This is a genomic window from Actinomadura rudentiformis (assembly GCF_008923185.1).
GTDB lineage: Bacteria > Actinomycetota > Actinomycetes > Streptosporangiales > Streptosporangiaceae > Spirillospora > Spirillospora rudentiformis.
The window spans coordinates 124,702-146,080 of record NZ_WBMT01000028.1 but is presented as its reverse complement, the minus strand read 5'-3'; the positions used below and the strand labels follow the sequence as shown (position 1 = coordinate 146,080).

14 protein-coding genes and 1 pseudogene are annotated in these 21,379 nt (G+C 63.9%); 1 reads left to right on the top strand and 14 read right to left on the bottom strand.

Features of this window, described 5'->3' with window-relative positions:
* Positions 1 to 540: 540 nt before the first annotated feature.
* From F8566_RS53190 to F8566_RS43990, 9 genes and pseudogenes are all read right to left on the bottom strand, one after another.
* Entirely contained in the window at positions 541 to 1,575 is a 1,035-nt protein-coding gene (locus F8566_RS53190; RefSeq protein WP_225994068.1) for a DNA cytosine methyltransferase, read from the bottom strand.
* A 490-nt stretch (positions 1,576 to 2,065) separates the two neighbouring features.
* Positions 2,066 to 2,455 (bottom strand): hypothetical protein, encoded by a 390-nt coding sequence (locus F8566_RS44015; protein ID WP_151569369.1) that lies wholly within the window; start codon positions 2,453 to 2,455, stop codon positions 2,066 to 2,068.
* A gap of 299 nt (positions 2,456 to 2,754) precedes the next feature.
* Complete coding sequence (gene car, locus F8566_RS44010) at positions 2,755 to 6,192, bottom strand: carboxylic acid reductase (protein WP_318836476.1); 3,438 nt, start codon at positions 6,190 to 6,192, stop codon at positions 2,755 to 2,757.
* A 51-nt stretch (positions 6,193 to 6,243) separates the two neighbouring features.
* Positions 6,244 to 6,408 carry a hypothetical protein gene (locus F8566_RS50560; RefSeq protein ID WP_192810181.1) on the bottom strand — a complete coding sequence of 55 codons (165 nt, stop codon included), beginning with the start codon at positions 6,406 to 6,408 and terminating at the stop codon, positions 6,244 to 6,246.
* Positions 6,409 to 6,579: 171 nt separating this feature from the next.
* The gene (locus F8566_RS51965) at positions 6,580 to 6,774 is read right to left on the bottom strand and encodes a flavin reductase family protein (protein WP_264159535.1); all 195 of its coding nucleotides are present in this window, start codon (positions 6,772 to 6,774) and stop codon (positions 6,580 to 6,582) included.
* 2 nt (positions 6,775 to 6,776) lie between these two features.
* A complete protein-coding gene (locus tag F8566_RS51960; protein ID WP_225994071.1) occupies positions 6,777 to 7,007 on the bottom strand; it encodes a hypothetical protein in 231 nt (76 codons plus the stop codon).
* 462 nt (positions 7,008 to 7,469) lie between these two features.
* Positions 7,470 to 8,188: pseudogene (locus F8566_RS44000) on the bottom strand (RibD family protein).
* Positions 8,185 to 8,535 (bottom strand): hypothetical protein, encoded by a 351-nt coding sequence (locus F8566_RS43995; protein WP_151569363.1) that lies wholly within the window; start codon positions 8,533 to 8,535, stop codon positions 8,185 to 8,187. Before F8566_RS43995 ends, F8566_RS44000 begins: the two are co-directional and overlap by 4 nt.
* 53 nt (positions 8,536 to 8,588) lie before the next feature.
* The gene (locus F8566_RS43990; RefSeq protein WP_151569361.1) at positions 8,589 to 8,807 is read right to left on the bottom strand and encodes a hypothetical protein; all 219 of its coding nucleotides are present in this window, start codon (positions 8,805 to 8,807) and stop codon (positions 8,589 to 8,591) included.
* 30 nt (positions 8,808 to 8,837) lie between these two features.
* On the opposite strand from F8566_RS43990, the gene F8566_RS43985 reads away from it, so the two are divergent.
* Positions 8,838 to 9,185, top strand: coding sequence for a hypothetical protein (locus F8566_RS43985; RefSeq protein ID WP_151569359.1), 348 nt, complete (start codon positions 8,838 to 8,840; stop codon positions 9,183 to 9,185).
* A 23-nt stretch (positions 9,186 to 9,208) separates the two neighbouring features.
* Here the strand turns inward: F8566_RS43985 and F8566_RS43980 are convergent, their stop codons facing one another.
* From F8566_RS43980 to F8566_RS43960, 5 genes are all read right to left on the bottom strand, one after another.
* Positions 9,209 to 9,688: a hypothetical protein gene (locus tag F8566_RS43980; protein WP_151569357.1), complete on the bottom strand. Its 480-nt coding sequence runs from the start codon at positions 9,686 to 9,688 to the stop codon at positions 9,209 to 9,211.
* Between the two features lie 174 nt (positions 9,689 to 9,862).
* Entirely contained in the window at positions 9,863 to 11,641 is a 1,779-nt protein-coding gene (gene drmB, locus F8566_RS43975; RefSeq protein WP_225994067.1) for a DUF1998 domain-containing protein, read from the bottom strand.
* Positions 11,638 to 14,793, bottom strand: coding sequence for a helicase-related protein (locus F8566_RS43970; RefSeq protein WP_151569353.1), 3,156 nt, complete (start codon positions 14,791 to 14,793; stop codon positions 11,638 to 11,640). Before F8566_RS43970 ends, drmB begins: the two co-directional genes overlap by 4 nt.
* Positions 14,790 to 16,604 (bottom strand): UvrD-helicase domain-containing protein, encoded by a 1,815-nt coding sequence (locus F8566_RS43965; protein WP_151569351.1) that lies wholly within the window; start codon positions 16,602 to 16,604, stop codon positions 14,790 to 14,792. The genes F8566_RS43970 and F8566_RS43965 overlap by 4 nt, the downstream gene beginning before the upstream one ends.
* Positions 16,601 to 21,310: a DEAD/DEAH box helicase family protein gene (locus F8566_RS43960; protein WP_151569349.1), complete on the bottom strand. Its 4,710-nt coding sequence runs from the start codon at positions 21,308 to 21,310 to the stop codon at positions 16,601 to 16,603. The genes F8566_RS43965 and F8566_RS43960 overlap by 4 nt, the downstream gene beginning before the upstream one ends.
* Between the last annotated feature and the right edge of the window lie 69 nt (positions 21,311 to 21,379).

Here is a 21,379-nt window from a genome sequence, read left to right as displayed (position 1 = left end):
GCGATACTCAGATATCGGTTTACCACCCACACTCATCCTTGATCGAGTGTTGTGATCCAAGCGGCGGCTGAAGTTTGCGGAGGGCGTCGTCCTCCTGCGAGTCTCGCTCGATGTTGGTCTCGCGGTTGACTTAGAGGCAGCTCCCATCAACGTCTTCAGGACCAACTTCCCGAAGCCAACGTCTGATAGGGAACCGTCGAGTCCTAATTCGACGGTGACCTCGGCGCCTCCGTTTCAGGAGGCTGCGACTCTCCATAGCGGGCGAGGCGGGGCTCCCGAGCGCGGCGTCCCCCGCTACTCAAGGGCGACCTCTCTGTCCCCACTGTCGGCCTCGCGTGCCGAGCCTGCAACGGACGGGTCCCGCCTACGAGTCGTCAGTTATGATCCAGCTGGTGAGCTGCAATCATTGATCGAGCGGAAAGCAGCGGAATTGCTGTAGCTTGATTTCAAGCGACTCAAGGACCGACATATCAACGATCACCTCAAACCTGGAACAATCACTGCTTGCGACTGGTAGCCACCAGCTCCTTAGCGGGCCTGCTACTTGACTGCTGCAATGAGAGCGCTCCCCACTGCGCGTGCGATCGCAGGAGGAACTGCATTTCCGATCATCCTACCTATAGGGTTGAACTCCACAGGTTCTCCTGGCCGGACAAACTCATAATCTTTCGGAAATCCTTGCAGTATCGCCGCTTCCCTCAGAGTGATCGCACGATCCTGCTCCGGATGGCCGAACCTTCCGGTGCCAAAATTGTATGACATAGTCGTAATAGTTGGAGACGGCTTGTCCCATTCCATACGCGCGTATACATTCCTGAATGTGGCACCAGAAGGCCTGGCGTGACAAGGAGATAGCAGCTCTGTCGGCCAATCATGCCACGTACCCCCTGGGCTGGATGCTTTGATCCGCTTCAAGTTCAGAGGGCTCAAGGCTCTTGCCTTATGCATACCATCGAGGTCATGCGTTTTCCCTTGATGAACGACTGGGAGGCTATAAATCGCATCTCTCACCGTTACAAATTCTCCAGGCTTGCGTTCACCTCCGGGGACATTGATGTGTCCGATTCGCGACGCAATGAGAACGAGTCGACGACGCTCTTGCGGAAGGCCATATTCTGGACCGTAGCAGCTCTTGAAAGAAACTCCGTAACCAATCTCTTCGAGAGTGCTAGCGAATTCCCTGAAGATCGTAGAACTCATGATTCGAGGGACATTCTCCATGGTCACTAGCTCAGGACGAGATTCTTTGGCGAGTCGTGCAAACTCACCAAGGAGCGACCACTGCGGCTCTGAAGTCGTATCCACGCCTCGCCGATATGGCGAGAAGGGCTGGCACGGAGCGCACCCCGCCAAAAGACGTATTGAGCCCGGCTTCCATAGACCCTCAAGCTGCTCTTTAGAGACTGTTCGGATATCTTGCTCGATGAACGGAGCTGCAATATTTTTCTCAAACGGGTATCTGCACCGAGGATCTATATCAAAACCGGCGACCACATTCAGGCCAGCCTGCATCAATCCATGCGACAGCCCACCCACTCCGCAGAAGAGATCTATCACTGAGATGCGTCTCGCCATATCGCCCATACTATGAACTTAGCTTAAACTGTCCCGCCTCGTCGACGGGTGGGGATAACGACACGAGCTCATCGTCCCAGTGCGCCTTAGCTACCAGCGGCAGCCCTCCTGCCAGGTCCTGGAGAGTGGGAACAGGAGTCGGCGGGTACCGATGTCGATCACGGTGGCCAGGAGCATCCACCGGCTGGCGACCAGCAGATAGGTCGCATCCCCGCACCAGCGCTCACCGGCCCGACCAATGCTGAAGTGGCGGCGCAGCTGCGTGGTGCACCCACTCCGCCCGCAGTGCCGCCCGGCGAATGCCGTGCTCGCGCGTCATCCGCTCCACCTGCTTGCAACTCACCACCATGCCTCCCTCGCGCACCCGCGGCAACCGGTACGTCCCGCCTGGTGTGGCGTGGACACTGCGATTCTGCGCATCATCGAGTACGGCCACCGATCGAGGTTGCGCGGCGGAAGCCGTCGCCGAATCTGTCGGTCTGGTGGGACGTCAGCGATTGATCTGCTCGACGATCTTCTTGATGTTCTTGATCCCGTAGTCCGGGCTCCCTTGGCCGAGCATGTAGCCGACGATCGCGTCGACGTCGGAGAGGCTCTCGGCACTGGAGTCGCCGAGCACTCGCCGTACGTGCGCCTTTTCGTCCGGACTCACAAAGCCATTGCTTCCACCGAAGCCGAAGGTGAAGTCCAGCCGATCCCTGACCTCCGGGGCGAGGCTGAACTTCGCTGTTTGCCCCGGACTCGTCAGATCCTCGGCACTCACTGCCGCTGCCCACTCGGCCAGGGGCGTCGACTTCGTCTCCACCACGCACAGCGCCCCTCGCTGAGCATGCACCTGGGCGAACGCGGGTGTTCCTGCAGACGGGACGAAGGCCAGCACGGCTCTGTTCAGCCCGGATGGTTCCTGGGTAGCAGGTGTGTTTCGACCGTGACTTTCCACGAACGCGTCGAGCCTGCGTATCCCGCGACCGTTTTGCAGGGTGTTGGAGACCAGGAGCGGCTCAGTCCCCAGGCCGGCGGCATGCTCAGCGATCCAGTCGATGCCGAGTTCGGCGGCGAACGCATTGCCACCTCACGGCAGCGAAACACCAGGTCAGGACAAGGTCGCCTGATGGGCTACACGCGACTGTCGAGTCGGATCTCGTGTCCTTCGCGTCCGGCCGCGAGTGCCGGTGTCGGTTAGCTCTGCAGCAGGTTGAGGCCGCGCAGGTCGGTCACGTACTTGATGATCAGCGCGGCGGACAGGTGGGGGATGTCGTTGTCGGGGCCGATGCCGACTTCTCGAACGGCCCTGGCGAAGCGGTCGGAGGGGAAAGGTGAGCCGTTCATCGGGTCATCCGGGTGTCGGTAGGCGTGGAGCAGCGGTAGGAGTGAGTGGCTGCGTTGGGCCTCGGGCAGTGCCCGCAGGGCGGTTTCGAAGCGGGTGAACCAGTCGTCGCAGCTGTCGATGCGGTGGATCGGGTGGCCGGCGTGGATGAGCCAGTCGACGAAGGTGTCGAGCGAGATGCCGTCGTCGTGGGGGTTGACGACGTTGTAGGTCCGGTATCTGTCGGTGTTGCGCCCGCTCAGGGTGTTGACGGCTTGAGCGACGAAGTCGACGGGCAGGCCGTCGTAGTGGGCCTGCGGCAGGGTTTCCTTCGTGTCGGTGCGGTAGAAGGAGGCCGGTGCGATTCCGGTCGTGACAAGGCTGAAGAGCAGGCGGGTGAAGATGTCGGGCACGTTGAGCTGACCGGCGTGCCGGGTGTGGGCGAGGATCATGTCCGACCGGAACACGGTCACGGGGAGGCCGCATGTCTCGTGGGCCTCGCGCAGCAGTACCTCCCCGGCCCACTTGCTGCTCGCGTAGCCGCTCGCGTAGGTGTCCGAGAGAGTGCGTGCGGGGCTGACCTTGCGGATGTCGGCGGCCTCGTCGAGCTGTGCAGGGTCGAGCTCGCCGGCCATGCCAACGGTGGAGATGTACGTGAGGGGTTTGACGTTCCCGGTGAGCGCTAGGCGGATCACCTCTGCGGTGCCGACGACGTTGGGGCCGAAGAGCTGGTCGTAGGGGAGGACGTGGTTGACGAGCGCTGCCGGGTGAAGGACGAGGTCAACGTCAGCGGCCAGCCGACTCCAGGTGTCCTGGTCCAGGCCGAGGTGTTGCAGGCCAATGTCACCGGGCACGACGTCGAGGTCGTCGCCAGCCAGGTTCTGGTAGCGGCGCAGCAGGTCCGCGTCGCCGGTGTCGAAGGCGGCGCAGAGGCGACGGCGGGCATCGGCGGCGTCTCGGCCTCGCACCAGGCAGATCAGGCGTCCGCCGGTCTCGGCGATCCATTCCAGCCAGTCCAGGCACATGAATCGACCGAGGAAGCCGTTGGCGCCTGTGAGCAATATGGTCTGCGGGGTCGCTCGGACAGCGCGTGGCAGCCGACCTGCGTTCTCGAGGACCTCCATGTCGAGGAATTTCTCCAGCGTGAGGTCGGCCGCAGAGAGCTGGGTGGCGTCGGCACCGTGCACTGCGGCGAAGGATGGACGTTTCACGCTTAGAGCGCGTTCGGCCTCGATGTGGTCCGCGATCGTCCGCAGGTCGTTCGCCGGGCTGAGCAGCACCCCGACCGGGATCTCGACATCGAGGACGTCCCGCAGCAGCCTGGAGAACGACAGCGCCGACAGCGAGTCGACCCCTAGATCCGTGAAGTGCACGGTCGCGGTCAGATCCGCAGGTGAGCAGCCCAGCAGCACGCCGGCGGCACGGCGGATCGTCTCAAATACGGGCTGGTCTGGACCCGCCTCACGCAAGGCGCGCAGCGCGTCTTCCTGTCCGCTCGCCAACTGCTCGTAGAGGGCTTCGAGGCGGTCGCCGTAGCGTGCCTTGAGCTGAGGGCGCAGGCTTTTGCGGAGCTCGGACAGCAGGCCGTTCGTCACGCTGAACGGCTCGGTCTCGATGAGGAAGTCGCGGGGGATCTCGTACGACTCCAGCTCGGCCTGGCGGGCGATGCGCTGCATCGACTCAGCGATCGCCAGTTTGAGGTCTTCGTGGCTCGCTGCCTGCTCGATCGCCTGGTCGGTGGGCACGACCACGGCCAGCGGATACGCGCGCTCGCTATTGCCGTATACGAAGATCTGCCGGATGAGCGGGCTGGAGACCAGGACGCTCTCAAGCCGTGAGATCGCGACGAACTCGCCCTGGGCCAGCTTCAGCACGTTGTTGCGGCGGTCGATGTAGATGAGCTCGTCTGGGCCGGTCTCGGCCATGATGTCGCCGGTCCGGTAGAAACCGTTCTCGGTGAAGACCTCCGCCGTCACCTCAGGCCTCTTGTAGTAGCCGCGAGCCATGGACGTCATCTTGAGCAGCAGTTCACCTCGCGGGTACGGCGAGTCCGTGGCGAAGTAGCCGAGTTCGGGCACGTCGACGAGCTTGTAGGCGATCACCGGAGGCCGCAGCACGCGCGAGTCGCGCAGGACGACGCCGGCCTCAGTCGACCCGTAGACGTTGTGCAGGGGCAGCCCGAGGGAGGATTCCAAGAACCGCTTCAGCTCCGGCGAGAGCGGGGCGCTGCCGCAGGAGACCTCCCTGACCCGGCCGCCGAGCAGACGGTCTCTCAGGTCCGCCGCAACCGCCGCCTCCAGCGCGCTTCGGTCGGTGGACTCCGAGGACGAGGAGCGCCGAGTCAGTTCCCTCTGGTACTCCTGGAACAGGATTTCGCAGATGCGCGGGACCAGCAGCAGCTCGGTCGGCCGTGCGAGCTCCATGTCCTCCAACAGGGTCGACGCGTCGCTCTTCGCCGTGAAGCAAGCCGTCCCGCCCCGGCCTAGCGTGCCGTAGAGCGCCGCGCGTCCGGCCGTATGGCTGAGGGGCATGTAGTTGATGCTGACGACGTGCTCTGCGTCGGCGTGGCCCACGCCGGCCCACAGACGATGCTGCATCCGCTCGGTGTATATGGCTCCTTTCGGGGAACCCGTGCTGCCGGAGGTGTAGAGGAGCAACTGCATGGGGTCCTCGTCCGGCTTTGGCCGGGGCAGCGGTACGTCCGGCAGGGGACGGCCGCGTTCGATCACGCTAGCGAGGGTGTCGAGGGCGCTCAGACCGGCCCGGGCAAGCCGCTCCCCTGCGGCCTCGAGCATCTCGCGCTCATCATCGACCTCCGGGTGGTAGTCGAACACCAGCAGCCGCGGCTTCGACGTAGCCGACAGGACCAGCTCGACCGCGCTGTCGAGGACTTCGAGGCTCGCCGCCAGAACGCATGGCGCGGTCTCCTCGACGATGGGCGTCAGCCGTGCGACCGGAGCGTTCGACGGCAAAGGCACGGTGACCGCGCCCAGCCGGAGGCATGCCAGGTCGAGCACCGTGTAGTCCGCGCTCGTGAAGCCGTACAGCGCGACGAAGTCACCGGCGTTCACTGGACGCTGGACGTCAAGGTGCCACTCGGCGGCCGTCGCTCCGGCCCGCTCCCACAACTCGGCATAGGTGATCGTGGTGAACCGCGGTAGCAGCCGCAGCACCTTCCGACCCGACACCGGGTCGATCACCGCCTCCTTCACCCGCTCACCCAGCGCCGGGCGTCCGGCGTATCCGTCCATGACCGAGGCGACGATTCGCGCCAGCCCATCTGTGGAATCGCGTGCGGCTGTTGTGAACAACTCACGGCCTTTCCGTGCGTGGGTGGATAGCGGACGAGTTGAATCCTTAGCTCAGCGGTCGAGGACGAGGCAGACTTCGGTGCCGGCGGTGTGCATCAGTTCGGCGCGTTGGCGTGGGTTGGTCTCGGTGAAGAGGTTTTGGTGGATCTGCTCAGTGGCGGAGGCGAAGCGGACGAACGAGCTGAGCTTCTTGCTGGTGTCAGGGTCGGCGGTCAACGGTGCTGCGAAGGCTTGGAGAGTGCTGGCGTGAAAGATGATGGGGCTGTGCTCGGGGCGGATGACGGTGGACCCGACTTCTAGTAGCACGACGATGTGATCGCCTGCGTGTATCTCTCGGTGCAGCGTGCAGCTCAGCCGTAGCGGTGAGCTGTTCAGCCAGATGCGTGGTCATTGGCCTGCGGATCGGTCGGTGTCTTCGGCGGACAATTGGCGCACGATGACGCGGTGTTCGGTGGCGAGCACGCTGATACCGATCCGGTTGGCGGTCCGCAGACGGGGCCACGTGGTGGTGGAGGAGTCAGCGATGCAGACGGATACGAGCGGCGGCTGCGTTGATACGGACGGGAACGAACTGGCGACCAGTCCTACGGGTGGTGGTCGAGGAGCGCGCAGACGGTGGTGATGCCGCTGGGGAACGTCCCATAGGCACGTCCTAGCGTCAAGCCTGTGAGCGCCGCACCATGGAGGGGAGCCGAGTCCGGATCGGTCATGGTGCCCTTGGAGCTGTTGTCGGGTTCCCGGGAATGCCGGAAGCCCGGTCCGGACAGGATGGGCAGCGCCGAGACCATGCGAGCGCAGTTCGACTCCTGCAGCAACGGAGGGCCCTAGGACGAGAACGCCTACCCGTCCAAGTAGACCAGGACCGAGCCGGCTGAGGTCGTCGACGTAGCGCGTGGTCATCTCGTAGAAGGCCCGGACGCCTTCCCCGTCAGGTGAGGTGCCAGACGGCCGCGGGCGGCCATCTCATCGGGTGGTCCTTCGTGATCAGGTGTTCTGGTGAGCATCGATCAGTTCTTCGGCCATGGCCCCGAGGCTTCCGTTCGCCACCAACGAGGTGTTCACCAACCGGGAAGCGCAGATCGATCGCCGCCATCACTGGCTGATCGAGCACTCCGCATGTGAGTGGCCCGTCCCGGCGCTGATGTACTTCCAGCGGCCCGCGGCCGACATCCTCGCGGTGGCTGGAGAGGGCGGCATCGGCAAGTCGCCGCTAACGCGTCCCGTCGCTGACCCTCCGCGGGCGATCCAGTCGCTTGGAATTCGCGGCCGTCAGCTGTCTATCTGGCGTTGCCGGCCAAATGGCGATGCGAGTCTTGGGCGGTGGGGATCAGAAGGTAACGCGCGAGGATGACATCTCCGATCTGGCGTACCTCGGCAACGGTCATCCTGTGGCCGGGGTGATGAGGGAACTTTCCCGGGCCGACGAAGCTGGGGGCTTCTGGGTCGCCGACGAAGAATGGAGCAATCACTAGCTGCAGCTCATCGGCAAACCCCGCGGTGAGGAACTGGGTGTGGACGGTGCCACCACCTTCAACCATCAGTCGTCGGACCCCCGGGCAGCGAGTTCCGCAAGAACGGCCGTCAGGTCGACGGGGTTACCGGCGTCCACGACCGTGGCGACACCGCTGAGTCGGTCGCGGCACTTGTCCACCGCGGAACTGGCGCAGAAGACGATCTTCTCAATGTCGCCGGCGGCAAAGAACTGGGCCTGAGGGTCGAGGTCGCCGCGGCTGGTGAAGGTGACCTTGATCGGTGTTTCGGGGAGGCCGCGATTAACACGGTCCTCACGGCGCTGCTGAGCACGCACCAGAAGGCGGGGGTTGTCGCGTCGGATGGTGTTGGCGCCGACCATGATCGCGTCGCAACTGGCTCGAACTTCGTCGACGCGATCGAAGTCCTCGTCGTTGGACAGCAGGAGACGCTCGTCGGTGTTGTCGTCGATGTATCCGTCGATCGACGCAGCGCAGGACAGCAGCACGTACGGGCGTTCGCTCATTCGAAAGCTCCAAGGTCAGTGGTGATCAGACGCTCGACGATACGGACGAAGTCTTCACCTGGGTCGTCGCAGGCATTGAGAGCAGCGAAGTGCTCGTCGGCCATCCATTGGCGGAGTCGCTTGTCTCGGGCGGCTTGGTGGTGGAAGCGCCGGGCTGTGCCACCGCTGCAGGGCAACGGGATGACTTTCTTGTCCATCGACAAGGCGAGGTCGATCTCTGTGCGGGTGCTGGCCGCGTCGCCGAGAACGATGATGTACTTCGCATCATGGATGACGTTGCGGTGACCGAAGAGCCCGAGGGCCAGGGCAACGTCGGGCGGACGGTACTGGTCGGCGATGTAGGTCATGACCTCGATTCCAACGCCGACCGGGCCGTGACTGACCTTGTATTGCCTGCTCATCACGAGCCGTGCAAGGCATCGATCACGCTCGCATCGGTGTCGGGAGCCCGGCTGCCGCAGATAGCCAGGTGCACCTGCCCGGGCTGCGCCGTTCCGGCCGCGCCGGCGTCGGCCTGTTCCTCTGGGAGGTACCAAGGACCTGCGAGATCAACGTTGATGTCCACCGGTCTGGCCGGGGCCAGGCCGAGCTGCAGCCGAGCCTGGTCGGGGATCTGCAAGCCATCGGCGATGCGCCTACCGTGTTCACCGTGACTCCCAGCCAATCCTCTCCCAGCAAACCCGACCCGTTCGCCCGTCACCGTATGCGGGTCATCACGGTGTCCGGCGACGGCCGGATCACCTCTGATGTCCTCCAACCCTGGTCGGCGGTCACCACCACCAACCTGGCCACGGGAGAATCACCGGACTTCCCTGCAGCGGAGATTCCCTCCGGTGTCCTCAGGAGGAGCGCGAACGGCGAGGAGACGCTCATGACCGTGGACGGACTCCGGCTGGAACTGGACGGTGCCGGGAACATGAAGGTCCACGACGACGAGGGCGAGATACGCGGTCCAGGGATCTTCATGGTGGTGGAAGTACTGCCTCAGGAGGGTTGAGCGGCAACCCGAGGGACCAACCTTCAATAGGGGCGATCCGCGCGTTCGAGGATCTCCTCTGCCCACGCCGTCGGGCCAGCCTTGGCATCGCGCCACTCGCCGACGGATCGGATCGGACCCTGAGCAGGTTGGACCTCGGCGACTCTAGCCATGCGGATCTCGTACGCCAAGGAGAACATTTGGACAGCAAGGATCCGCCGGAAGGAACCACCAGGGCGCCCGGCGAGCGCGGAACCGCCCAGCAGTACGGCTTCCGGCTTCATCCTCCGCGCCGTGGTGATCAGCTGCTCGGATTGTTCGACGAATGGCACACCGGAGTCGTTCACGAACGCCACGACACCGCCGTCCCCAAAGACATCGATTCCTTGATCGTGCACCACCGAGGCGACAGCCCCTGCTACCACCACGAGACGCTCAGGAACCTCGACAGCATTGAGCGCAAGCCCATGAACATCCGCGCACACCCGATCCATGATCTCCAGCAGCTGCTCACGCGACCTCATATCCGGCAAGACTAGACTCCACAGCACGGCTCGTTGACGTCCTTCAGCCTCAGCCACGTCTGGTTTCGTGTTCGCCTGTCGATCCCCAGGATCGGCAGAGTGCTCCAGTGGAACCGGCCGCTGAAGATCGTGATCGCTCCTGCGCTAGATCGTGCTCCGGCCGCACAGAGATCGTCAACGCTGTGCGAAGTGTTCCTCGGCTGCACGAGCGTCGCTAGAGGAGAAGAACCCTAGAGCGGGCACCTCCGAGGTGCCCGCCAGCAGGGCACGATCAAGCAGGGTGTTGAACTCCTCGCAACTGGTCTCCGGGAGAAGAACACACGAGTGGCAAGCGGCTCGGTTCAAGTTGTCGGTGCCGCTGGTCTGCGCTTCCATGCACAGTGGATCAGCGGAACACCACGACACTCGTTGTAGGGCGCTGCGCACAGAGGCGGCGAGCCGTCCCGACTCCACCTGGGCGACAATGCCGCCAAGGCTCCCGGCGGAGTCGCTGGTGGCCGTGTAGACCAAAAAGCCGGACATCTTGTCGGACACGTACAGGCGCTCACGCAAGGACGCCGCGGGGTACCCCGAGTCCAAGCTCCACTCATTGATGATCGAGTGAGCCAGCGTGTGGATCATGACAAGGCGCGGCGTGATGTCTCGATCCGGGACCAGGCCGAACCGCGCGAAACGCTCCCGGTAAGCGCGGTCGATGGGAGCTACTCGGGCCTGAACATCAGGATGTGATTCCCACTCGGCGACTCGATCGGGATCCAAACGGAGGAAGACGCCCTCCCCGATGACTTCGATCGCGGGCAGCCAATCAGGTCGGTTCTCAGTCGAGTAGAGCTGTGCCCGCTGGTCGAGGTTCGCGCTGCTCGGAGCGGCCAGACGAGTGAACCCCTTGAGCACCCGTACTTCGCGCAGTCGCTTGACCCGCATCACCTTGTCAATGGCCAGCTCGGCTGCGATGTCGTCGTCCGGCCACGGCACACAGACGAAGTCCTGCTTGCCCGGCCTCTCTTCGGTGGTCCTCGTCAGCGCTTGGTACTCGTCGAGCTTCAGCGTCGCCTCGGAGTCGTCCGTGTGACCGGCATCGTCCTGGCGGCGTCTCTCCACGGCCTGAATGATCTCTTCGACGCTGTACAGCCTATGGTCGTCCAGCTCCAGCTCTTCAAGGCGGTCACGTAGGTCGGGCGCCTTCTTGAGGGATCGCCAGTGGCGCTCCACCAGCTTCTGGACGCCTTCCGACCAGGGTGGGATCGAGAGTGCGGATCGCACATCGGAGAACCAGACCCCGGACGCACCACGCTGCATCGCCCGCGGAAGCTGTTCGCAATCTTCTGTCGGCACGTCGCCGAGCCAGGGTCGCCGACCTGTGCAGTCGCTGATGCCCTTCAAGGCGGCCTTCCTCAGGGCGCCTTCCATGGTGACAGGGCGCACGCCACATGAGCAGGAGATCTCGATGTCGCCGAGCGAGGCGCTACGACCTGTGGCTTTCAGCCTCAAGTCGTGGCGCTGAGAGTCATTCCCAGTGGGATTGCCACCCTTGTGAAGCCAGCGAAAGTAGGGAAAGTCATCGATGTGCCCCTCGGCGCAGCAGACGACGAACCTGGACGGCACCAGCTCGCGATCGCACTCCTTGCATTTGGCAGGGCTACGACTCGCGCCGAAGAACCTCGCTTTTGCCAGTCGGTTGCACCCCGGGCAGGACTGGACCTCCGGAAACCTGATCACCGGGATGTCGCCGTACTTCGCGCTCTCCGACGCCGGGGGGAGCCGGAAGCACTCCACCCCGAGCTCCTTTTCCAGCCGGCGCTCGTGGACGGTCTGGTCGAAGGGACCGAGCTCCGGCCACCGATCGAGTCCGGCCACCATGAACGACTCGCTGCCGACGGCGATCAGGGAACCGACCCCGTAGGTCGTGATGAGCTGTGCTCGCCGTACGCCCCCAATGGGCTTTCCCTTCACCGAGCTTCCCTGTCCAGGTAGATGGTCGACTCGACATCGACGTCCCGCAGACTCCACAGCGTTGCGAACGAGGAAGCGATCGAGTCGTCCGACTCGTCCCATCGCCCGGCGTCGACCATAAGGCCGGGCTGCCGGTACGTGCCGTACGTGAGCTCCGGGTCCTCGTCCGCCGCCTCGCGCCACTGGGCGATGATCTCTTTGATCTGTTTCTCCGTCATGTCTCGCTCGGCTCGATCGGCGACCCGCTCGACGCGGGCAAGGATCCGCTCGCAGATCGCGTTGAGTTCGTCCTCGAACTCCGCGATGTGAGCGGCGGCCTCCTTGGGACGGGCTGCTGGAATCATCAGCCGGGCCAGGCCGACGATGGCGGCGTGCAGGCCTCGGTCGCGGGCGCGAGCAGAGAACGGCGTCACGCTGGTCGCCTCGACCTGTCGATACAAGGCGGAGTGGTATGAAGCGAAGTTCTCATAATGTGAACGGTCCCTGGATCGCGCCCCGTTGAACAGAATCGCCACGAGTCCAGGCCACTTCCGCCCGACCCGACTGGTCGCCTGGATGTACTCGGAGGTGGACTGAGGCTGTCCCATCACGACCATCAAGCCGAGGCGGTCGACGTCAACGCCCACGGAGATCATGTTGGTGGCGAGGATCACGCCCAATGCGTCCGGATAGGGCGTGGCCATGTCCTGAAGGTGGCCGGGGATGGCACTTGACGGTTCACGGCTGGTCAGCTCGATGTCACGGCCGATGTCTCGTCGTTTCTGGCCGAGACTCTCACTGAGAAGGTCGAGACGGTCGTTGACGTCATCCTGGACCTGGAGCTTGGCGCCGCCGAGAAGCCGGAGGCTGTTGAAGTAACCCAGGAGGGTCCAGTAAGCATCGCGGACCTCGTCACTTCCCTCAATCGCCTGGGCATGGTGGAGCAAAGCCGCGTACGTCCGTACCATCAGACTCGTCTGGCTGGTCGCCGGCGCCATGAGGCCCACGTAGAGCCTGCTCGCCTTCCGCGAAGGCGGTGTCTCAACTGAGAAGTAGGAATCCCTGGCATCGAGCCCAGGCGGCGGAAACTGCTCCACCTGACGATCGAACAGCGCAAGGCCCTGGTGCGCGGCACGACGGATCGTGGCCGTGGAGGCGACGACCTTAGGCCGTTGGCCGATCAGGTCCACGGCCGTCTCGTAGAGGCCCGCCAGAGTGCCCAAGGGACCTGAGATGAGGTGCAACTCGTCTTGAATGATCAGCTCGGGCGGTGGTTCTGAACCGAAATGATTGAACAGGTTGCCGATCTCCGGCTTCCAGGGAAGCCCGGCGAACTTGTCCGCCGTGGCGATGATCAAGGTCGGGCGTTGCGCATAGATGGTCTCGTCGACCACGTGGATCGGAAGGCCGTCAGCGAAGTCGCAGCCCGGTGTGCCACAGGCGATCACCAAGCGATCGCCTGAGACCTTGTAGTCGTAATGGTCAAGGGCAGTGCCGCACCAGGGGCAAGAACGAATCTGGACAGGGTTCTCCTCCTGCACCTCCTCGTTTCTGGCGAGTCTCCGTAGAGAGCGCTTGGCCTCGTCCAGCGTGTTGGGCGTGGATCCACGTCCCACCCACATGCCGATGGAGATCTCCCTCTGGCCGAGACGGTCGCCTGAGTCCCGGCGCAATCGCTCCATGCAGCACATGAGGAGGGCGGCACGTTCGAACTGCTGGACCGTCAGCAGGCGAAGCGTGTAGCGCATCAAGACCGTGACTCCACCACCGTTCTGTGGGTCACGGAACCTCCTGAGGAACGTGGAGAAGGCGATCAGACCCAGGTAGGCCTCGGTCTTGCCACCACCGGTGGGAAACCACAGCACGTCGGCGATGTCACGGTCGTCCGACGTCCGATCGGCGATTCCGCTGATCGAGAGGAGGATGAAGGCGATCTGGAAAGGACGCCAGGTTCCTGCCGTCTCATCAGGCGACGAGGTCTCTCGATCCGACGACCTCAGCCATTCCGTACGGGCACGCTGCATGGCCATGGCTTGGTTCGCGAGCCGGAACGCCTCCATGGGAGCCGTGTCCGCGGGATTCCCCAACAGCTCGATCCCCGCATCCATGCGATCGCACGCCGCCGTACACCGTTCCAAGTGCTCGAAGGCGGTCTCGCGCAGGCCCTCGTCCGAGATGCCCTCAGCCTGTTCGCTTCTGCGTTGAATCCAGGCGCGGTAACCCGCGGTCAGCCCCTTCAGCGCGGCGACGACCTCTGCGTCGGATGCGGTGGCGAGACGATGCATTCCGAGTCGAGCCACGTCGATTTCAAGGTTGGAATCGGCCAACCGAAGATCGTAGGTGGGCACGAACGTAGTTCGAATCCACTGAGGTGCAGGAGTGGCAGCCAGGTCGTTGATGGCGACCTCCACGGGGTCCCACTCCACCGCGCAGCCGTGGCCAGTGGCGAAGTTCGGCCCATGACGGTAGAGCAGCCTGTAGGCCCCGGCTTCCTCGTCCGTGTCTGCGGAACCAAGTGATGGCCGCTCCACGAAGCACGACGATCCGTCTACGGGCCGTACCGTGATGCGCGGTTGGAAGAAGGCCATTGCATCACGGTCGGAAGTGTTGTCCTGCGCCACGAACAGGTTGAGGAGCGCCAGCGTGACAGCCGCGACTCCGTCGGCATTCGCTGGCCGCACCCGAACGAAGAGTTCCAGGTTGTCGGCCACTCTGATGGACTGCTGGAACACCTCCGAGACCTTGATGCTGCGAGGCTGAATCGGCAGGCTCATGCGCCGCCAAGATTCGTCCGCCACGGAACTGGTGCGACTACGACGTCCTTCCGCAGGGACGTCGGCCACATAGCGGGCCGCCTCAACCTCGACCACGATCGAATCCGAGACCGTCAGGTCGACGGAGAAGGTCATGCCCATGGAGGACGGGTAACGCACGTGTGCCATGGTCACGGCCGGGTCGGGAAAATCGTTCGGTCCCGTGGTCTCCGACTCCACGTCCAGTGCGTTGGCGTCGGCGACGCTGTCCTGAGACTGCGGGAACAGGATCCCGGCGGCGTACTTGGTGATGGGCGGATCGGTGATCGTCTCTTCGGCCGCGCCGGTGGGACCGATCAGATCTCGCTCCAGCCTTGTGACCAGTTCGCGGCGGAAGGCATAGTGCTCGTCGAAACTCATGACTGCTCTTCACCCCAGTCGCAACGCCCGAGACCCACGATCCGCGGTCGCAACCAGACGCCCGACCAGCCGAGACCCGCGTTGAGGCCCGCGGCTTCGCGGCCGATCACGGTTTCCACGTCGTCCACTCGAAGATCCTTGATCGTGGGCGGCAGCCTGCGTTCACGACCGGGCAAAAGCGTTCGCAACGCTCTGACGAAGGCTTCGCCGGTCACGCCGATCCGGTGCCCGTCGTGTTCCACGGCGTACGTTGGGAGGTCCGTTGTCGCGACGGCCGGTAGCTGAACGAGCGTGATGAGGTCGCCCTCTCGCACGGCGGTCGCAAGGTGGTTCTGAATCTTCAGTGGGTCTTCCTGAAAGCCGATCGTGCCCGCCGGCTCGTCCCGGTTCACGTCTTCCGGAAGAGCCTCAATGCCGAACACTCGCCCGGCTTTGAACCCCAGTTCGGCCCACCGCCCGTCCCGCTGCCGCCGGAGACGGCCGGCGGTGAGCTTGGCGATCGGCTTCATGTGGATCAGAAGATCACGCGGTCGGGTCATCGCCACATAGAGGAGTCGAGCACGCTCGGCCTGTTCGATGGGATCGTTCTCGGGGGCATCACCCGGATCCACGACGACCACCTGATCGAATTCGAGACCCTTGACTCTGTGGACGGTCGAGATCACGAGGCCTTCCGACGACTGGTGGGTGAGCTCGTCGGGCAGGTCTCCACGTATCAACCGCTTACGAATCGCCGAAAGATCGAGGGTCTCACCGCGACGGCCCCGGTCGATGCGTCGGAGAAGCTCCCAGGAGACCTCCGGATCGACACCGGCCCGGCTGAGCACGTCCAACGCCTCGCTCTTCTGCGGCTGCTTGGAATCGAGCTCGCGGTAAAGCGAGCCGACCCACGAAGGGATGACTTTGTCCTGAGCGGCGTGCTGGAGCCGATGCGGCACGCCAAGCTCGTGAAGCCGGCGCGAGATCAGGAGGACTTCGTCGTTCGATCTGCAAAGCATCGCGGTCGTACCGACCAGCCGGGCCAGGACCGGAGCCGCCTGATCGATCGTGCCGAGGGAGTCCCCCGCCATGAGAGTGGTCCGCAGACTTCGCTGAATCTCACTGAAGGGCGCGTCCACTGCACCTAGCGAGTCACCGTAGGCGAGCGCCACCCGGGCCTCGGACTCTCGAGCGCGAAAGTTCCCTTCGAGTGCGACCTCCTGGAGATCGTCTTCAAAGCGTTCGCGTACTTCTGCGTAAAGCCGCGCCGCTCCCTCCAGACGCTCCTGCCGATCGTCGAGTTGGAAGCCATAGATGCCCTGGGCCGGATCACCGAGCAGGGTGAACCCTTCGACGTCGGTTTCCAGCAGCGCCAGTACGAGTTCAGCGCGCTCACCGACGAGGTCCTGAACTTCATCAACGACCAGATGGCGGATCTCTCCTACCAGTTCACCGGCATTCGGATCTCCCTTGATCAACCGAGTGGCTTCACGAATCCGTGGCCCGAACCCCAGACGTTGCCAAGCACCATCGGGCTCGACCTCGGACAGGAGCCAAGTCGCGTAGGAGTCGAACGTCCGAACGTCCACATGCACGGCGGCGGAGTCGAAGACGGCCAGACGCTTCCTGACCTCGCTGACGGCCGCGCGCGAGAAGCTCAATACCAGAATCTCGGATGGCTCGAGTTCCTCTTCCTCGATGAGGAAGGCGAGGCGATGGATCAAGGAGAGGGTCTTGCCGGAGCCGGCCGGAGCCGTCACCAGAAGGCGAGCCTCTGCAGGTTCTTCGACGACCTGCCGCTGCTCTTCCGTCAGTTGAACGTCAGTGCTCATCGGCTCTTCCACAGGTACTCGAACTGACGGAACGCAAGCTCTTCGCCGTACTGGGCGATGTTGTCGGCGACGTTGACGATCAGGCACTCCTCCTTGCCGCCGTTCAGCGGCCCTCGGATGCCCCGGCCGATCATCTGCTGGTAGACGTTGGGGCTGTAGGTCGGTCGGGCGACGATCACGGCTCGCGTCGCCGGCGCGTCGAACCCTTGGGATAGGACGTTGTAGTTGGCCAGGACGCGAACCTTGCCCTGTCGGAACTGCTCGATCGCATGACGCCGCTGACCAAGATCTGTATCGCTCGACACCGCGGCGGCCGACACGCCCTTGCGCGTGAGAAGCGCCGCCATGGTCTGGGCGTGATTGACGGACGTCGCGAAAAGCAGGATCGGCCAGTCGTCGGGCAGCTCGAGGATCTTGTTGATCAGTATCCCGTTACGGATGGCGTCATGGCCGAGCCGCTCCTCGGCCGATGCCGGCAACCGACGCAGCTGGGCGAGTGAGTCTCGCTCCTGCGCGCTCAGATCGAGACTGGCACCCGGAAGTTCCTCGTGCTTGACCTGGGCCAGCACGCCGAGCTTCTGCAGGGTGACGTACGGCTCGGCACCCAGAATCTCCGTGCCGTCGCGGTGATGGTCCAGGCGGTTGCGACCATAGCGCGCGACAAGCCGGTCGGTCTCTTCCGTGTTGGTCCCACGGAAGGGAGTCGCGGTCAAGCCGACCAAGGGGCAGCGCGATCGATGAGGGGTCAACCCGAGGGCGGCCAGGACCCGGGTGTAGCGCGGGCTGATCGACGCATGCGCCTCGTCCACGACGACGGCCTGGACTTCACGTAGCCACGCATAGCCGTCGACATCGATGATCTTTTCCAGCTTGGCATCGGTGGCAATGACGAGGTGATATCCCTCGCCGACCTGGTCCGCCTCATTGGTGGACCAGAGCCTGCTGATCGTCAGCTGCTGGGCCGGACCCGTGTTGCGCCACACCATCTGCCAGGTCTGAACCGCCTGCTCGCACAGCTCTTCCGTCTGCGCCACCCACAGAACCGGGGTGGAGACGGCGTCGGACGGAAGCGCACGCAAACGGCGAATGATCGCCTCCACGGCGACTCGAGTCTTGCCCGCTCCGGTCGGCAGGCTGAGCATTCCGCGTAGCGCGGGCCGGCTCTGAAGCACCTCCAGAATCCGACCGACCATGAGCTCCTGGTAGTCGTGCAGGGGCGGGAAGTTCACCGGGCCTTGCACGGTGAGCACAGGTTCGAGGCCTGGCTGCCGGAACCCGGCATACTCGGCGGGGAAACCGAGATCCGCCACAAAGGCCTTCGCCAGGTGGTTGCCTGCCATCTGGGTCGGTACGGGGAATCCGCAGTCCTCCAGTTCCTGTCGGAACTCTCGAAGGACGCCTGAACCGTAGACGGCGAGCGCCAACTCGGCAACGGTCCGGTCATCGGCCGGGCCTTCCTCGGCCTCGACAGCATCGACCAGCCCGTACGGCAGCCTCTCTCGGAGAACATCCCCCCCGAGCATGGCCACCAGCTTGTCTCGGAGATCCGGCAGCTCTCGGACCCTAATGATCTTTTGGTCTCGCTGGATGTCCTCACGATGCTGAAGGACCTGCCGACAACGCTCCTCGGAGAGTCCCAGCCTGAAGAGTGCGTTCAACTCTCTGAGGAGCGCCAGGTCGTCGCCGCGGTCGAGCCAGTAGACCGTCTCCTCGCGCCGACCGATGTCGACAGCCTGTGAAGTCTGGCCCGACGGCGTACGGACGAGTTGCTCCAGGGCCTCACAGCGCAGCAGGTCAAGGCCGCGCAGCGGGCGCCCGGGTTCGAACTTCAGCTGTGGGAACACGTCCTCAAGGGGCGTCGGCTGACCCGAGTACGACGCGCGAAGCTCAGTGACGTAGACCTCGTCAAAGGTTTTCATCCCCCATTGGTCCACGAGCTGGGCGACGTCGTCCGACTCAGGAACGAACAGAGCCGGGATGTCTCCCGCCATAAGACGCTGATACTGGCCGGCGTCTGCCGTGGCGACTGCCTCCGCGGGAGGGCAGGTGGTCCATGTCTCGCCCTGTTGGCAACGGATCTCAACGGGAGCGCTCAACTGCGTGGCGGCAAGCGCGTACAGCGCGCCGAGCTCCACATGTCGTTCACTCTCCAGGGCCTCCTTGAGGAGCGAAAGCCACAGAGCTCCCTTGATCTCCTCCAGGCTGTTGGCGAGGCCGAGAGCCCGCGCAAGGCCAGAGTCGATATCCGCCACGGGTAGGACCCGAGAGTGACCGGCCAAGCCAGGACCGACGCAGTCCGCAATCCGACGGATGCCCATCGAGGTGGCGAGCCTGCCGCTCTTCTCAATGGCCCACACCAACGGCGACGGAATGGGGAGGGGCATGTCATCGGGACGAGTCAGCGCATGGACCGTCCATTTGGTGACCAGGCCGTCGGCCGGCAGATTCTGGATGAACCGAGAGCACGCGGCGGGAGTGAGGTCGAACAGAAGCCCGAGGTGACCGGCGGGACGGGCACCTTCAATCTCGATCCTGCCCTGCTGGGGCCTGCGAACACCTGCAGGCAGGGCCTTGTAGTACCTCTCGACCATGCTCGACCTGTAGTCGTCGAACCACACCGCCGACGACGGGTCAACGTCAGGGAGCGGCACGTCCGACATACCCAACTCGCTCAGCATCCTGATGTCATCGTGATGAAAGTCCTCATCCACCACGAACCCCGAATCATCAGGACTTCCGGAGGGGATGACAGCGCCCGGGAGAAGGCAGCGGCTCAACCGCTTGTAGGTCCCGGCACGTGTTCGGACCATGAGATCCGCGACCACGCCACGGCTGATCACATGGTCGACGGCGCGATCCACCGGAACTTGCCGGGCGAGCTGCCAGAACCGATCCCAATCCGGACCTCGGTACAGATCGAAGCCACCGGAGACCGCCGCGGAGAAGCGGCCGAAAGCGTCGGCCTCCCTGATACCGAGGGTCTTGAGACATTGAGAGGTGGCTGTATCGTCCTCCAACTCCGGATCCACGTAGAGCGTGTCCTCGGAGGGGGGATCCATCGCCGTGCGCCGGAAGACCTTCCCCTCCTGCGGGGGGACCAGTCGTCCGTCCGCCGTACGTAGGATCGCAGCCCTGCGCGCCAGATGCTGGTAGGGATGGTTTTCGTCGACCATCTCGGCCACGATCGACAACGCGACCGCCGAAGCGGCGGCTGTGCCGTCTGAAACCAGAGCTTCCAACCACTCTTGGACAGTCGCCGCCTGGCCGTTCGCGTCCTCGATCAGCATGTAGGCGCGAGCCCTGCGCGTCGCCGTCCTCTCAACGGAGTGGTGGCACCAATCTATGGGACGGCCGGGGTACGAAGCCCATCGCTCGACCCACGCACTCCAACGCCCCTCATTCTGCTCGGGTGCCTTCGGATGGATCCGGATGTCCCCCGGGCGTTGGAATACGCCTTCTTGATCCGGGAGGGAACGGGTATGCGCCACCTCTGTCCGGACGCGCTCGGTAAGGAGCTTGTCCGCCCAGTTGCGCGTCTCGCGACCACGGGCCGTGATCAGTTCCAGAGGTCTCGCGGGATCTGCCGGCGCGGCGAGACTGGGAAGAGAGGCGGCGATCAGACGGGCGGCCTCCTTCATGAGTTCCTCGTTGAACGCATTGTCATTGAGGATATGGCGACGGTCTTCGTTGGTCTTCCAAGCGGCATTCAGGACACCGCTCAAGGTCGTCTTGTAATCCGTTGGAAAGAACGCCCAGAAGGCCCCCTCACTGTTCCCACCAGAATCCGGGACGGCCCAAGCAATGGGAACTGCCACTCGGTCGCGATACTCACCCGCGTCCGCCCATGCATCATCAGAGAGGGTGGAAGTCGTCTCGAAGACCGACCACTCTGAGGGGGCTGCCTCCACACCGTTCTCGATCACCTGGAGCGAGCGATGAACACCCTCGCCCTGAACGAAGATCTCCTTGCGGTACGAAACATTTCTACGGTCTTCGAGGATCACACGGCCTGCATGCGGAGAGAACACCGCGAACACGTCCGGGAACTCACGGAGTTGATCAGCGAGTTGGCCGGCGAATCTGCCATCACGCAAGGGGAGCTTCACCACGGTCGCGGCCCAGGACATCAGCTCATTCAGCGTCGGGTCGGCCAGCCGTTCCCGGCCCACATCAAGGAGATGCGCGATACGGAGGACGGGCGTAGGTCGCTCCCCGGGAACACGTTCCAGGATCCGCTCACGGGCATGGGCGGCAGACCACCCGAAAGAACCGGTGCGACTGAAGAAGAGCGGTTGATCGGTAACGCTCAGAACGGACTTGAAACCTACGCCGAAGCGACCGATCTCCGCGCCTCGCTTGCGAGATAGGTGCGAAGCCAGAATGGCTCGAGCACCATCGGGAGTGATCGGGTTGCCGCGGTTCGCGCAGTACAAGGCCTCGGCGGTGAGAACAACGTGGATGAGCCCGTTACGAGAACCCATGAGCTCGTCGGCGCCGTTCTGGATCAGCTCGTACAGCTGCCGGTGTCCGTAGCCCCCCTCTCTGATGGAGGTCTCGATGTTCGCATGCTCCTCGATCAGATCCGCGTTGGCCACATAAGACCGGAGGCACGCCTCAGACTGGGTCAGGACGACCTGCGCGACGAGACTGTCCTCGCCCGACCAGCCGGAGCGTCCGACAGGCTCGGCCTCATTCGAACTGACCACTGAGATCCGCTCTCCTCACGAACATACGAGATATCTCTGCTCTAGTGACGTTATGCCAGACAGGTACGA